The sequence below is a fragment of the Paraburkholderia elongata genome (genome assembly GCF_013177735.1).
Taxonomy (GTDB): Bacteria; Pseudomonadota; Gammaproteobacteria; order Burkholderiales; family Burkholderiaceae; genus Paraburkholderia; species Paraburkholderia elongata.
In genome coordinates this window covers 12,778-27,629 of the sequence record NZ_WOEZ01000293.1, presented here as the reverse complement: position 1 = coordinate 27,629, position 14,852 = coordinate 12,778, and the positions used below count along the sequence as shown (strand labels likewise).

Sequence of the window (14,852 nt, the reverse complement as noted above, 5' to 3'; positions counted from 1 at the left end):
ATGATCGAACTACAACTTGAGCGCGACCGGCGCGCCGCTCCCACGCTCGTCGAGCAGGTCGTGCAGGGCTTCGCGCGCGCCATCGAGGCGCAGTCGCTGCGCGCCGGCGCGCTGTTGCCGTCGGTGCGGCAGTTGGCGCAAAGCCACGAGCTGAGCACCTTCACCGTCACCGAAGCGTACAACCGTCTTGTTTCGATGGGCCTCGTGGTGGCGCGGCGCGGGTCCGGTTACCGCGTGGCGGCGCGCTTGCAGTCCGCGCGGGCCGCCCCGACCGATTGGCAACCGCCGAGCCTGACCGCGACCTGGCTGCTGTCCGATGTGTTCGCCGACCATTCGGTGCCGATCAAGGCGGGCGGCGGCTGGCTGCCGAACGAGTGGATCAACGAGACGGGTCTGCAGCATGCGCTGCGTGCGATGAGCCGGGTGCCGGCGGCGCGGCTCGGCGACTACGGGCATCCGTACGGCTTCGCGCCGCTGCGCGAGCGGATCGCCGAGCAACTCGACCGGCGCGGGTTGCCGGTCGACGTCTCCAACGTGCTGCTCACCCAGGGCGCGACGCAAGGGCTGGATTTGATCGTCCGCACGCTGCTACGCGCCGGCGACGCCGTGATCGTCGAAGATCCGGGTTATTGCAATCTGCTGCAAATTCTCAAGCTGGCGGGGCTGGTGGTGCATGGGGTGCCGCGCACCCCGGCCGGCGTCGATACCGACGTACTCGAAGCGCTGGTCGCGCAGCACAATCCGAAGGCGATTTTCGTCAACACCACGCTGCAGAATCCGACCGGCGCGACCTTCGGCATGTCGGCGGCGTTCCGTCTGTTGCAGATCGCCGAGCGTCAGCGCATGTGGGTGATCGAAGACGATGTCAGCCGCGAACTGGCGCCGCCCGGCGCGCCATTGTTCGCCGCAATGGAAGGCTTGCAGCGTGTGCTCTACGTTGGCGGTTTTTCGAAGACGGTGACGCCGGGGCTGCGCTGCGGCTATGTGGTCGCCGAGCGGGCGGTGTTGCGCGAGCTGGCGCGCACGAAAATGGCGGTGGGATTGACCTCGTCGGAAGCGATCGAGCGGATCGTCGACAAGGTGTTGCTCGAAGGGCGCTATGCGCGTCACGTCGAAGCCGTGAACGAGCGGCTCAAGCTCGCGCATGCGACCGTCGAAGAGCGGCTCGATTCACTCGGCCTCGAACTGTTTCACCGGCCGCGAGCCGGCCTGTTCCTGTGGGCGCAGCTGCCGATCGAAGCGGAGCGCGCGGGGGAAGTGGCGACCGCCGCGCTCGCGCATGGCATCTGGCTCGCGCCCGGCTCCTACTTCCGTCCCGACGATGCCCCGAGCGCCTGGTTCCGTTTCAACGCCCCGTACTCGACCGACGACGCGTTGTGGCGCTTCATCGAGCGAGTCGGGCAGGGCGCGATCTAGCTGTGCTCAACCTTAAGTGGACTGGCCGAGCAGCTTCAGCACGATCGGATACAGCGAGAGCACCAGCAGCAGCGCCATCGCCACATTGAAAATGCGCAGCCGCTTTGGATCCGACAGCACGCGCCGCATCGCAGTGCCGAAACCGGCCCACAGGCAGATGCACGGAAAACCGATCACGTAGAAGATCACCGCCATCGCGATGGCGTTCATGCTGTAGCTCTCGCTCAGGTGGATCGTCGTGGCGGCGGTCAGCACCATCATCCATGCTTTCGGATTGACCCACTGGAACGCGATGGCTTCATAAAACTTCATGGGCCGGCGATCGCCTTTCTTGACCTTCAGCTCGCCCGACGTGCCGATTTTCCACGCGAGATACAGCAGGTACGCGACGCTCGCGACTTCGAGCACCGTGTACAGCACGGGAAAGTGCACGAAGGCTTCGCCCAGACCAATCCCAACCGACAACATCAACAGCACGACCCCGGCGCTGATGCCGGAAACATGCGGCAGTGTGCGGCGAAAGCCGAAGTTGACGCCCGAGGCCAGCAACATCGTGTTGTTCGGACCAGGCGTGATGGTCGTGACGAGCGCGAACAGAATGCCGGCGGGCAGCGCGCTAAGGCTGAGGCTGAGGTAGGACATGGGTGGCTCCGGTGGCGGCCAATAGGACCTTTGGAGCATTCTAGCGAACCATTCCGGTACAGTACCTGTACGGTTTGTGGGATGCTGTCCGGTACAGGTGACGGGTTGAGGTTCGCATCGGAACCGAGGCTTCGATAGCGAAATAAACGGTATATACTGTTTATACAGTTATCAACGCGGAGAACCACATGACAACACCCGTCACTAAAGAGCACACCAAGAAGGCGTTCCATTTCCCTAAGAGCTCGTCCAAGCACGGGGTAAATGGCGCCGAGCCCGCAGTCGCGCCGGAACAGCCGGCAGAAGCGGCGCCTGTCGTCGAAAAGGCGTCCAAAGCGAAGCGCGCGGCCGCCGCGGAAGCAACGCCTGCCGTCAAGAAAGCAGCCAAAAAAGTGAAGCGTGCGGCGACCGCGGAAGCGAAGCCCACCGCTGAGAAACCAGCCAAAGCGAAGCGCGCGGCGACTGCGGAAGCGAAGCCCGCCGCCAAGAAAGCTGCCAAAGCGAAGCGCTCGGCAGCTGCGGAAGCGGCCCCTGTCGTCGAGAAAGCGGCCAAAGCGAAGCGCTCAGCAACCACGGAAGCAGCGCCTGCTGTCAAGAAGGCAGCCAAAGCGAAGCGTTCGGCAACTGCCGAAGCCGCGCCGGTCAGCGCTCCCGAAGCAAAGAAAGCCAAGCAGCCGAAGAAAGAGAAAGTCGTGCGCGACAGCTTCACGATGCCGAAATCGGACTACGACAAGATTGCTTCTCTCAAGCAGAAGTGCCTCGACGCCGGCGTATCGGTCAAGAAGAGCGAGCTGTTGCGAGCAGGGTTGATGATGCTGGAGTCGGCAGCGCCGCAGCGCCTGCTTGCCGCAGTGTCGTCGCTCGAGACGGTGAAGACGGGGCGTCCAGCGAATGGCTAAACCCCGGCATCATGGTTCGATGCAAGGTTTGAATCAATTCGTGCCCGCCCGGGCGGTGTCGGACTGCAGCGCATCCGGCTGCAAGTTCTCGAGCCGCTAGGGCGGGTACGAAGCATCATCATTACATCGCCATATTGCTGGAAGGTGACGGTCAAATTACGTCGGGCCGCGGGTTGCCTGACGAATCCGTTTCGTGGCGTGACTGCTGCCACGTTGTGTCACGTCCGTTTCGCAGAGCCGGTTTTCAGAACTGGCCAGACGCTTCGAGAGTTCCCTCAGCTCCCCACCGGCGAAGCCAGATAATTCCAGTCGTGCAGGAAAATCTGCTCGAAATAAGCCGCGGCATCGGCGCTATGAATGATCAGGCCCGCATCGCGATTGCGCAGCGTGCCGTCCGCCGACCAGTTCTGACTGCTGACCAGAACGACATTTCCGTCGACAACGATACCCTTGTTGTGAACGTTCGCCTGCCGGCGCAGCACGGACGACGGCACACCCGCCGCGATCAGCTTCTCGACCCACGCGTCATTCTGAAACTGGCTGGTGATCAGACGCACGTCGAGTCCGCGATCGATGAGCGCCTTCAGCGCCGCAATCAGTGCGTCATGTTCTGCATCGTCAGGGCGTCCGCTCGGATGGATATATTGAGTCTGCATGTAAAAGTGCTGCTGCGTGGACTCGATGAGCGCCAAAACATGAGGCTGATAGTTATCGGGTGTGAGTAGCGGCTGGATCGTCACAGTGTCAGTCAAGGTCTTCGGCGCGAAGAACTGGTGCGGAGCCTTGCCGGCAGCAAACGCTTCGATCGGAACGTCGAGAGCAGCGGCTCCGGCTCCCGGAACAGTCATGCGCTGTGCCTTAGCCTCAAGAATCGCGTTGTGAGAGACCGTATAGTCGTGCTGCAGGAATGCGCGGAACGTGCTCGCCAACGCCTTGCTCGTGACGATCACATGCCAGTCGCGATCATGTGTCTCGGCGAGCTTGCGCGCGGCCGCCACGTCCGACAGGTCGATCTCCGGCTGATTGCTGTTGTTCCAGTTGCCCGAAGAGAGCCAGAAAGTATCGTCTTCGCGCACGGCGACCTTGATGTGATACGCGTTCGGATAGATCCAGACGGGTGCCTTCGGGTCGGCATTGGTGAGTGCCCACGTGCCGGCGAAGCGCTCGCCGAGCCGGGTCGAGAGATCGGTCTGCGTTTGCTCGTCGGTCTGATCGGCCGTGGGATTCTTCGCGGGATGGTCGAGCGTGAGCGTCAGCTTTTTGCCGTCGGCAAGCGCGGCCTCAACTGTGGTGAGAATGTGCGCGGAGGTGAAGTCATACATGCCGACCACCAGTTCTTCGCGAACGCCGGCGATGAATTTCGATAGCTCCGCCCACCCGGCATCGGGACTCGCATGCAGTACCAAAGAGACCTGCTCCGTCACCGAATCGAGACTCGCGCCGGGCGCCGGCGTGTACGGAATCTCTTGTTTGCGCGTGCTGGCGGCAGCGAATGCGATGAGCGGTGCAGGCGGACTCGCAAGTGGGTTGCCTTGTTTGTCGAAGAACACCTGGTCCGCGAAATAGGGCTGCCGCAGTTCGTGGCGGGCTTCCGCCAGTGCGCAATATCGTGAAGGGTCGAGCGCTTGCATCGATTCCATCGCGTCTGCCGCGCGTACATCGACGGGTACGCCGTCGATCTGCTTGGGCAGCGCGGCTTGCAGCGTGGCCAGCTTGTCCGCCATGACGGTCACGACGATGGCACGCGTGGCAGCGCGTCCAGATGCCGGCCATTGCAAGCCGCTGCGCACGGACAGCACGCCCGCGTGCCGGAACGATTCGGCGTGCGTGTCGAGCATGGCCCGGATGTCGATTGGCGCGAGGTCAGGGCTGGTCTGAGGGGTTTGCGGCTGCGCGGCGCTGCCATCGTCGGCGTAAGGTGCGGCAGCGGATTGCGGCACAATTCCAGCGCAAGCGGTCAGCATGACATGTCTCCCTGGTGAGGACGGAATGGCTCATGCCTTCTATGAGCAGTAAGTTGTCAAGGCCTTTCGCGAACTGGGTCACGGATCATCGGTCAGCTTCCTTCTGCGCCTCACGTGCGGGAGCGCGTATCGGGTCAAGGGCAGGCCAAAGCCTGGCGCCAGCGGGACCCTTGACGCGGCGAAGGGTCCAATATGCTGGCGAAGGCTGGCGAGCACGGGTTATTGCGCTCGCCAGCCTGGCAAGCCTGAACGCATACTTACCGCGCGCCAACATTTGCTGCAATTCGAGGTCTGTGTCCTTAGGCAGCAGCCGCTCGCGCAGTCCGGCGGCAGGGGCGTGCCGTCGTGACACCGCACCTCGTCGTGCGCCAGCCGTTCGGCAAAGGCGCGATGCGCGACGTCTTCCCAGCAGCCGAGCGTGGCCAGCAGCTTGCGCATGCGGTCGAGGTGCTGCAGCACTTCCTTCTGCAGCTGCCCGCGTTCGCGCATCAGGTGGCGCGACGCTTCATCCTGCGCGGACGGCACGTGAACCACGTGCATGCGGTCGCGCTCGCCGTGCAGCCATGCGCGCAGGTTGATGACGAGCTTGATCGCGTCAAGCCGGTCGGTCTTCGCACGCCGCTTGTGACGCTGGACCGGGATGCTCGCCGGATCCACGACGTAACACTCAATGCCGTGGGCCTGTAGCGCACGCCAGATCCAGAACGCATCCTGACCGGCCTCGTAGCACACGACGATGCGCACGTCGGCCGGCAGGGACCACCTGTCCTTGTGCTGGTCGATGAGGGCCAGCACGGCCTGCAGGCGCGCTGCGGCGTGCGGCTGGTCGACCGTGTGGACGGCGGGCCGCTCGCGCTGGCCGTCGTGCAGCGCGACCTTCCACTTCCTGGCCGCGAGCTCGAGTGAGACAGCCAGCACGATTTCGTCAGTACCCAACTGATATCCCTGGTCGTTGCCCATGATCATCTCCTCTACAGTAGCCTCGCGATGCTGATTGTAGGCATCAGTCTCTCGCCGCGCCCGGATTCTCATAGGATCTATAAGCGGCCTTGTTGGGCACTATCGTTGCGCTGCCCGGGCCCGGATAGTAACCGCGCAGCAGGACTCCATCCGGATCACGGCGAATACATACGATGTAGCGCCTGAGGGGTGTTCGAGTTCGCCCGCTGCCGGTCTGACCTGTCGCTATCCATTCCTATTGCATCCTTGTGTGCCAAGTTCCCCCTTGTCGGTTGAACGGACTTACGCTTCATCACTCATCTATCTGATCTTGCGGTTACAGTGTCACGGCCAGCGGGCGCTAGGCGAGTCGGCACATACGAGGGATCGAAGCGCTCGCCTTTGGCCAGAATCGCCCAGAGGATGCGCGCATGTTTGTTCGCGACGGCCACCAGCGTGCGATACCAGCCTACCCGTGCCTGGAGCTGAACGATCCAGCGCGACAGCCGATCGGTTCGTCGATGAGCGCTCGTTACGGCCGAGCGCGCGCCCTGGAATAACAGTGTGCGCAGATACGTGTTGCCCTGTTTGGTGATGCGGCCCAGCCGGGTCTTGCCGCCGCTGCTCGCCTGTTTGGGCACCGTGCCGAGCCAGGCGGCAAATTGCCGGCCGTTGTTGAACAGGCGGGCGTCGCCGACGGTTGCCACCGCGGCCGACGCGGTGAGCGGCCCGATGCCGATGACCGCGATGACGCGCTGCGCATTGCTGTCGTGCTTCACCTGCGCGGCGATTTGCGCGTCGCACCAGATGATTTGCTGATCGAGGGCCTGAATGTGGTTCCAGCCTCGCAGTAGCGCAGTGCGCGCGACACCGTTCAGTTCAGTGGGGGTCCCGTCCTCCAGTGCCTCGACGAAGTGGGCACGAAATGCGTCGATGCCTTGCGGCAGGAACACGCCGAACTCGACCAGCTCACCGCGCAGTCGGTTGACCAGCGCCGTGCGCTCCTCAACAAAACCGCTGCGCATTCGGTGCACCACCAGCACGTTTTGCTGGTCCGCCGTTTTGACCGCCACGAAGCGCATGTGCGGTCGGCTCGCGGCCTCGCAGATCGCCTCGGCATCGAGCCTGTCATTCTTCACGTGCTTACCGCCTTTGCGGTACGGCGCGGCGAACTGCGGCGCGATCAGGCGGACATCTGGCCAAGCGCGCGCAGCTTGCGCGCCCAGTAGTGGGCTGCACTGCACGCTTCCATCGCGACCAGACACGGCTCGAGGTTCGCAAACCATTCTAGAAACTTCTGCCGGGTGATTGCTTTCCTGACCACTACGCGCTCCATGCTGTCGACGCCGTGTAACTGGATCAGGTTCTTGGCCAGATCCACGCCGATACGAGTAATCTTGTCCATGACTTTCCCCTTTTCAGATGGGTTGCCCAGCACCAACCATCCTGGCATATCGCTATGCCACGAGATCGGGAAAGTCCTTACTAATTCCGTGGCCATCTCGAACAACCGGCTGGTCAGCTTCGACGACGGCCACGTCACCTTCCGGTGGAAAGACTACAAACATCCCGCCGCACCGAAGACCATGACGCTTGAGGCCGACGAATTCATTCGCCGCTTCCTGCTGCATGTGCTGCCCGATGGCTTCAAACACATCCGCAGTTACGGCCTGCTGGCCAATCGCCACCGCACCGCCAAACTCGCCACCTGCCGCCGGCTGCTCGGCGTCGTAGCTCCCACGGACCAAATACCTGACCCGATGCAAGACTATCGCGACCGTTACCAGCGACTCACCGGCAAGTCCCTGCGCGATTGCCCTGTCTGCGGCAAGGGTCACATGGTCTGCATCGAAACCTTCCTGCCCGGTGCACTGCCGCGTGCGCCGCCACCTGCTCACCATGTTCACTGATTCGCGTTCGCACCACGACCGATCATGTTGCCATGCATTCCGCATGGCGACGCGCCCGGCCTTGCGTCATCGGGTCCTTGCAGCAGGGAAACGCGCCGCCACCGGCACCCCTGACCTCGCCAACCCAACGCTCGCACCAGCCTCACGCACTCATCCACTCCGCTTCATCGTCGTCCGGTGCCGGGCCAACGTGAGTGGCGCGCACTGGATGACCCCGGTGGCCATTCAATGCCCATAGAGGCGACCGCCTGTGGAGCGGTTCAGCACAAACGGTTTTTTGGTTACCGATCGCGGCCAGACCTCATCGGGTCTTGCTCACAGGTTCGTAGCCGCGATCGCCAACCAAAAAACCCTCTGCCTTATGTCAAATTGGCCGCTTCCACGCCGTGAGGTCCACACACGCTACCTGTTTAAGTTGCTGTAGAAATCATACCGTGATAGTATTTCTGTAGAAATAGGAGGCTACCATGGCATCGACAACGCGAGATCATGCAGCGGTCGGTCCAACGCCGGCCGCCACGCTTTCTAAAGCGGCGGTGCGCGCGGCGGCCGCTCTACGCATAAGCCAAGCGACGCTAGCCGAAGTGCTCGGACTCAGTACGTCTTCCGTCTCGCGACTTGTCGCGGGCACATACCAACTTGAGCAATCACGAGGCAAAGAATGGGAGTTGGCGTTATTGCTGGTGCGATTGTTTCGTTCACTCGATGCCATCGTGGGTCCAGGCGAGAAAGCTCAAGCATGGCTGACGGGCGAGAATACCGCGCTAAATGCGAGACCAATCGATCTCATCCGCTCCGCTCAGGGACTCGTTAATGTCGTCGAATACTTGGACCTCTACCGAGGTCGCATCTGAGGCTCGCGAACTTATCGAGGATACCTGGCGTGCTGTCGAGGCTCAACATCGCGTGGCGACGATGTCGCTCGTTGACAGTCTGGCGGAACAGGCTCAGCTAGAAGCGTTGCTCGATACATCGAAACCTCCGATTCCTGCCGCGGCCCTCGGACTCCACTGGTTACTATTCACGCCCTTTCGATATCCGACGTCCAAGTATGGCTCGCGCTTTCGTCGACCTTACGATCCAGGTGTCTTTTATGCCGCCTACGATAAAAGCACCGCGTGTGCAGAGCTTGGCTATTGGCGCTGGCGCTTTCTGACTGAATCGCCGTCGCTTGGATCGATCGATACGTTGCCACAGACACTGTTCAAGGCGGCGCTTCGGGGACGCGCGGTTGATCTTCGCCGGCCACCTTTTTTACGCCAGCAGAATGCGTTCGAGAACAAGACCGAGCATGGCTACTGCCAAGCGTTTGCCGGGGTCGCACGCGAGGCTCACATCGACGCGATCGTGTATCGATCCGTGCGTGATCCAGCGAGAGGTGGGTGCGTAGCGCTGCTTACGCCCAAGGCATTCGCAAAGAAAGAACCTGTTGCCGCTGAAACGTGGAATTTGTCAGTTACGCTCGATCGGGTGATTTGGCAGAAGAGCGACGTATTGCAGCCTGAGGCGTTCGAATTCCCAGCAAGCCTCTGGAAATAAGCGCCGACGGATCGGATTGGCTCTCTGACGGCGCGGGACGTCAGGCTCAACAAGCTCCCCGCCCCAAGGGGCGGGGTATGAATGGCGCCTTTCCAAGCTGCCGATCTTCGATCGGCCTACGTCGCGAGCGGCGGGGAATTCGACCCGAAGAGATTAAAAATTCCTTTTGCCCGCCGTCGCGAGCCGGTTCCACCTCAGGCCCGCTGCGCCGGTCATTCGAAGCGCCTTTGGGAACTGTATCGCTGAGCGTCGGCCCCCAGTTGGCCGTCCCGGCGTTTGACTCGAAATCGTCAATTTGAGAACGGAGTAGATTTGGACATCTTCTACTACTGGAAAGACTTCGTATCGGATGTAAACGAAGGGCGTATAGGCACAGTTGGGGCCGATACCGACAAGCTAGCTGAACTTCAGGAGCGGCTGCCGCGCAAGGTGTGGACCTTCATAACGCCTAAGGGCATGAAGGGGAAGCTTCAACTTATCGGTTCTATGTGGATTACCGACGAGAGGCCCGCGAACTTTGTGCCCAAGTGGCGGCACAACCTTTTCTATGACGCTGCTTCACCCACGTCGGTTCTCTTCACGAACTCAGGGAGCCCCGAAAAAATTGAGGAAGTCAGTTCCTACTTGAACAACCGGTTCAATCAAGCCTTCAGATCCAAATTTCACGGCGAAAAAGGCCTTCACGCGATGGAAGCCGACGTCGTCCGCGGTTTCGAAAAACTCGTGCGAGACTATGAGGCCGTCCAATTTATGGAGGGAATAAAAGAGGCGCTCGGATGAAGAGAAGTTATCCGATCTCGGCCTGCAAGTGAACATATTCGCTCGGTGTGGTGACTGTTTTATTTGCCGCTAGCAACGGGTAGCTCTCGGCATCCCCGACAAGCCTGCTCAGTTCTCGGGTGTTGGCCCCAGCGATGACGACAACTGGCGTCTCAAATTCACAACGCTTTTTTGCTTAAAAATTAGGCAATTTCGACCCATGTGCGGTAAAACCGGGGCGTGCAAACGGACCGGTACTGCCTATGCCCAACACTGCGCACATCGTTTTTGCAAGGGGCTCAGCGGCGAATATGGCGGCGGCGAGCGATGGCTTTGCCTCCGGCCGCGCCGCTTATATCTGCGTTGCCTGTGGCAAAGAACTGCAGCGCAAAGTCCCCAAAAGCGGGTTCCCTTACTTCGCGCACGTATACCGGACCACGTGCCGGCTTGCCGCACACTATGCGTTGCGCGCAGCCGCCCAGCACGTCCTTCTGGACAGCCGCTTCATCAAGGTGCCGGTCCCCGTCGGGGAGCCGGGTGCTAGACGCTTTCAGAGCCTCCTCATCCAGTGGACCGACTCTATAGCCGACATCGAGGTCGGTCATGTTCCGATCGATTTTCTGGCTGAAACCGCGGACGGCCAGCTTATCGTTGAAATCGCCATTCCTGGATTGCCTCGTACGGTGTCTCTCGAGCGCGTCGAGAAGCTCGAGGTACCCGCGCTGGTCGTCAGCCTGCCGCACCCCGCCCGCATCCACGGGTGGGCTGACTTACGGCAGTGCTTGCTTCACTCCGTTGAGAACAAAAGTTGGCTTTTTGCTGGCGAGAAGGATGTGCGATGCTCGCCGCCGTTGCCGGGCGAAGAGTGGCACGCCCCGGCTATGGGGGGTGTCGCGGAAAAGCGGGCGCCTTCGTCGTGGACGTCACCTCTCGTTTTTGCCGATAATTCCTTCTACCGGCTCTTGAACCGCGCGGAACAGTTGGGGGTACTACAAACACAAATGGCATTGTCTTGTGACCAGTGGCCTGCTGACGTCGACATCGAAGTCCGCGAAGAGGATGTGTTCGGCGTGGATCGTCGCGTTTGGCAGGCCGATGCGTTCGGTCATTTTGTCTTGCCCGCCAGCACCGATTCCGCCGTGCGTGAAGTTGCGTTATCGGACGTGCTGAGATATCTCAGCGAACGTTATTGGGTCGACCCGGACCGGGAAAAGGCCGCGAGAATGGCGGTCTTTTATTACTTGCAGGGACTGGTCGAGCGAGGTGCTCTGTTGCCCTTTATCGAGAACATCGAGGAGCCGACCTACCTGGTGGCGACCTGCAGGCCGCCTGCTGCCGCCGACGACCTCACGTGGGTGGCTAATGCCACGCTGACGGCGAGCCAGTTACGCGTGCTCTCTGTCCGAGCGGGCCTTAAGGTCCCGATCGAACTTGTCCAGGAGCTTCTCGAATCGTTCGATGACTGCCATCCGAGTGTTCCGGTCCGCAGGTACGCCGTCGTACTCGCGCGGAAGCTGCACGCTCCACCACGAAGCGTGCTCGCGTTCTTGAGGGACGCGGGTCTGGTAGTCGAAGGCCCGCCAAGGCCCGCCTCTGCGGCGCAGGAGGCCTTGTTCTGACACGGCAGCCGAATTTGGTATCAAGAGAAGAGTCCGCTATAAAAAGGGTTCTGTCGCGATAAGGTGAACAAGGTAAAAATATTTGCCAATATTTAGGATTACTTATACCACCAGCGAGTAGAACAGAGCGGCGACGGTTCGCGCAATGCCGTCGTCCTTCATTTGCCCTTTTCTGATCATGTGCATCACTTCGATGCCTGACAGAATGATGCGAGCGCACCGGAAATCCTTGAAGCCCATCATGGGTTTGATGATGTGCTTGATGGCACGATGGTCCTGTTCGACAATGTTGTTCAGATACTTGACCTGACGGACCTCGATGGTCGTTTCCCGTTCAGCGTTGATGCTCTGGATGGCGGCCAGATTGGCGCCGCTCCTGTCCATGGTAACGCTCTCAGGCGCGCCGCTCTGATCGATGGCTTTCTCGAAGTAACGACGGGCTGCAGCCTTGTCACGATGGGCCCGAAGCAGGAAATCGACGGTCTTTCCAGCCTTGTCCACAGCGCGATACAAGTACTTCCACTGACCGCGCACCTTGACATAGGTTTCATCCATTCTCCAGCTCTTGCCGACTGGACGTTTGTGCTTGCGAAAGGCTTGCTCGAACAACGGTACAAGCTTGATGACCCAGCGATGCACGCTCGAATGGTCAACCTCAAAGCCCCGTTCGGCCATCATCTCTTCAAGGTTGCGAAGGCTCAGCGAATACGCCACGTACCACCGCACACACAGCAGGATCACGTCCAGCGGATAGTGCAGTCGTTTCAGCACCTTCGCGATCCCTGCAGGTAATGCATTGCGTGGCGTCTTGCTTGTCATGAGCATCGTGATGTCTTATTTTCAGTCGCCAGATCTTACCGCAACGCCTTAATGCGACAGAACCGCCAAAGCTGCGCTCGACCACCCACCGCCGGGGCAGCAGTACAAAACCCTGTTTGGCTTCCTGCAGTTTGATCACCTGCAGTTCAATGCCTTCATCGCGTGCGGCTTGCGCAGCTTCTTCGCCCGTGTATCCCTGATCCGCAAATGCGACCCTGAGACATAGCCGGCGGAGCGATGTTTGATCGTCTGTCCGATATCCGAACGTTTCCTGTTATCGGCGGAACGGAAGACTATGCGATGCTTTACACGCCAACACTAAGCGGATCGCGAGGGGGAGATGCGAACGCTGACCCAGCACCGGCAACCGCTTGAGGGCCCAGCGATGCACGGTTGAATGATCGACCGAGATACCTCGCTGCTCCATCATTTCTTCCAGGTTTCGCAGGATTAGCGCATAAGACACGTACGAACGCACTCAACAGACAAACCGAATCTACTGCTACCGCGCCACATCTCTACCGAACCCGGCCGATCGTGGTCGGCGACCGCACTGCGATGCGCCTTGAAGGTGGGGGCTATACCCTTGCAACACAGACAGTCCAACGCGCGAAGCTGCTCCCATCGGTTTGTCAACATTTTTGGGTGGACGGGATAAAGTCTGGAGCGCGTCCGCTTACCCGACCTCGAATTGAAGCGCATGTGGCGGCAACTCTACAAGCTCTCACAAGATGGGCGCGACAGATGACCTTCGCACAACAATGTGCCGCTGAGATGAACACTAACCGGCGCGCGTCAGCGCGATCGGGATCTAAGCCGTCCGCGGGATCGATAGTCAAGCGAAAGTTTTTCCGAGACGGCGGCTCGCACGTTCGAGCTATCAGCTTGCGGGCCAGATCCAGAGGGGAGGTTGTTCACGGGCGAATAATCAACATCGACTTTAGCCCGCAGCGAGTCCGTGTACGCGCGATGGGGGCCGGTCGGAAAACTCGATCGGTTGTTGAACAGAAACGTTGATGGCCCATTCACGCCCGTCGCGTTTGCCGCAGTTTTGCAATCCCGCAAAAGCTCACCGTTCGGGCGATATTACGGGATAAAATGCAAGTAACTGTCTAACACAATTGCGTACGTTTCAACGTCAAAATCCAGCTTTCCAGACTGCCCGGCGAGGCAATCTGGTTTGCTCATCGCAGACGGCCAGTCGCCGACGCGGCCTCGCGAAGGACTCGATCGTTTGCCAAAAACTGGCCTTATTCTCAGCGTAAGTTTGTTCCCAGTATTGAACGTCAAGCTCCATGGTCACCCGGTGTACGGAGCTGCCATCGATCGGGTTATGAAATCGTGTGCGTTGCATGTCGGCGGAACAGTTTTGTAGACAACACGCGGCGTAGGGCTTGTTCTTTCGTGAATGTCCACGCCTTGTCGTGCCGGTATTTCAGGAACAACATTACGACCAGCAGCAGCGTGGGTGTAATATTATTCGTAGTCCTATGCATTCGACATAAAAAGAAACAACATCAGTGGTGGTATGTTTGGAACTGTTGTGTTTTTCGGACATACGGCGACGGTAGCTCAAGGCTCCCAGCCGGATTCTGCGCAACAGAAACGGCCACGCATGCGATGCAACGGTTCCTCTTGGTTTTTCCTTGCAAAACATTACTCAGGCGTCGATAACCGCTGACACTGGCCATTCCCTCTGTCGCGCAACGCCGTGCCGTAGGTGCCAAGAAGCAACATTAGCGCGATCGTGCTTTTTAATGGTCTTGCCGCTGATGTGAGACCACAAGTACGGTCAAATCCAGGGTCTTGCGCATTCCGCCCAGGCACGAGCCTACTGCCTAGCGCTTCGTGATGAAATCATTGCTTGTGAGTCGGACCGGCTGATCGGGCCGCGGGCCCGCATTTTTCTTTCCGCGACCGCAATAATGCGCTCGCGGCCATCTGCAAACGTTTTGAGCGTGCGGACTTCGTCGGCGCCTGGCGGCAGCCAGAAATGCGCTTCAAGTGCCTCACGTGAGATTACACACTCAGCAAAGCCGGTTCGTTCGGACGACCGGAAGGCAATTTTGCTTCCGTCTGGGGACACGCTTGGCGCGAAATCAAGAACATCCGTTCCATTCCTCGTAAATTCACCGGCGACCGTTCGGGTTGCCGTCGCTCGCTTGCAAATTTACCTACATGAACACGCGTGGCAGCCAGCTGCGATTGCCACCACACACAGACTGCGGATTTTAGGTGCGCGTTTGTGAAGACCTGCCCCGTGGCCAGCGGCCCGTAGCAGAGCCGGAATCGACAGGACCAGAATGAAGTTTGCTCAGCAATATCATTGCTTGCAAATGAAATGTC

The 14,852-nt window shown here is 60.0% G+C and carries 10 protein-coding genes and 5 pseudogenes; 7 read left to right on the top strand and 8 right to left on the bottom strand.

The genetic code is table 11. From position 1 onward, the window contains the following. Entirely contained in the window at positions 1-1,416 is a 1,416-nt protein-coding gene (locus tag GNZ13_RS47640; RefSeq protein ID WP_172177475.1) for an aminotransferase-like domain-containing protein, read from the top strand. A gap of 12 nt (positions 1,417-1,428) precedes the next feature. On the opposite strand, the gene GNZ13_RS47635 is transcribed toward GNZ13_RS47640, so the two are convergent. Then, the gene (locus GNZ13_RS47635; RefSeq protein WP_172177473.1) at positions 1,429-2,058 is read right to left on the bottom strand and encodes a LysE family translocator; all 630 of its coding nucleotides are present in this window, start codon (positions 2,056-2,058) and stop codon (positions 1,429-1,431) included. A 188-nt stretch (positions 2,059-2,246) separates the two neighbouring features. On the opposite strand from GNZ13_RS47635, the gene GNZ13_RS54060 reads away from it, so the two are divergent. After that, positions 2,247-2,957: a hypothetical protein gene (locus tag GNZ13_RS54060; RefSeq protein ID WP_172177471.1), complete on the top strand. Its 711-nt coding sequence runs from the start codon at positions 2,247-2,249 to the stop codon at positions 2,955-2,957. A gap of 275 nt (positions 2,958-3,232) precedes the next feature. On the opposite strand, the gene GNZ13_RS47625 is transcribed toward GNZ13_RS54060, so the two are convergent. The 3 genes and pseudogenes from GNZ13_RS47625 to GNZ13_RS47615 all read right to left on the bottom strand — a co-directional run bounded on the left by GNZ13_RS47625 (position 3,233) and on the right by GNZ13_RS47615 (position 7,265). Continuing rightward, on the bottom strand, positions 3,233-4,921 hold the full coding sequence (locus tag GNZ13_RS47625; RefSeq protein WP_172177469.1) for a phospholipase D-like domain-containing protein: 1,689 nt from the start codon (positions 4,919-4,921) through the stop codon (positions 3,233-3,235). A 265-nt stretch (positions 4,922-5,186) separates the two neighbouring features. Further along, positions 5,187-5,881, bottom strand: a pseudogene (locus GNZ13_RS47620) (IS110 family transposase); the annotation flags it as partial. Positions 5,882-6,177: 296 nt separating this feature from the next. Next, positions 6,178-7,265: pseudogene (locus GNZ13_RS47615) on the bottom strand (IS110 family RNA-guided transposase). A gap of 79 nt (positions 7,266-7,344) precedes the next feature. Here GNZ13_RS47615 and GNZ13_RS47610 point away from each other — a divergent pair. The 5 genes and pseudogenes from GNZ13_RS47610 to GNZ13_RS47590 all read left to right on the top strand — a co-directional run. Next, positions 7,345-7,770 (top strand): annotated as a pseudogene (locus GNZ13_RS47610) (transposase); the annotation flags it as partial. Between the two features lie 467 nt (positions 7,771-8,237). Then, the gene (locus GNZ13_RS47605) at positions 8,238-8,624 is read left to right on the top strand and encodes an MbcA/ParS/Xre antitoxin family protein (RefSeq protein ID WP_172178100.1); all 387 of its coding nucleotides are present in this window, start codon (positions 8,238-8,240) and stop codon (positions 8,622-8,624) included. Further along, positions 8,584-9,309, top strand: a complete 726-nt coding sequence (locus tag GNZ13_RS47600; RefSeq protein WP_172178098.1) for an RES family NAD+ phosphorylase — start codon at positions 8,584-8,586, stop codon at positions 9,307-9,309. The genes GNZ13_RS47605 and GNZ13_RS47600 overlap by 41 nt, the downstream gene beginning before the upstream one ends. 312 nt (positions 9,310-9,621) lie before the next feature. Continuing rightward, complete coding sequence (locus GNZ13_RS47595; protein ID WP_172178096.1) at positions 9,622-10,089, top strand: hypothetical protein; 468 nt, start codon at positions 9,622-9,624, stop codon at positions 10,087-10,089. Positions 10,090-10,331: 242 nt separating this feature from the next. After that, positions 10,332-11,687 (top strand): competence protein CoiA family protein, encoded by a 1,356-nt coding sequence (locus GNZ13_RS47590; RefSeq protein ID WP_172178094.1) that lies wholly within the window; start codon positions 10,332-10,334, stop codon positions 11,685-11,687. 102 nt (positions 11,688-11,789) lie between these two features. Here the strand turns inward: GNZ13_RS47590 and GNZ13_RS47585 are convergent, their stop codons facing one another. The 4 genes and pseudogenes from GNZ13_RS47585 to GNZ13_RS47570 all read right to left on the bottom strand — a co-directional run bounded on the left by GNZ13_RS47585 (position 11,790) and on the right by GNZ13_RS47570 (position 14,592). After that, entirely contained in the window at positions 11,790-12,512 is a 723-nt protein-coding gene (locus tag GNZ13_RS47585; RefSeq protein WP_172178092.1) for an IS6 family transposase, read from the bottom strand. A 28-nt stretch (positions 12,513-12,540) separates the two neighbouring features. Further along, positions 12,541-12,723, bottom strand: a pseudogene (locus tag GNZ13_RS47580) (transposase); the annotation flags it as partial. A 138-nt stretch (positions 12,724-12,861) separates the two neighbouring features. Further along, positions 12,862-12,984 (bottom strand): annotated as a pseudogene (locus tag GNZ13_RS47575) (IS6 family transposase); the annotation flags it as partial. A gap of 1,353 nt (positions 12,985-14,337) precedes the next feature. Beyond that, positions 14,338-14,592, bottom strand: coding sequence for a DUF1488 family protein (locus tag GNZ13_RS47570; RefSeq protein WP_328807410.1), 255 nt, complete (start codon positions 14,590-14,592; stop codon positions 14,338-14,340). Between the last annotated feature and the right edge of the window lie 260 nt (positions 14,593-14,852).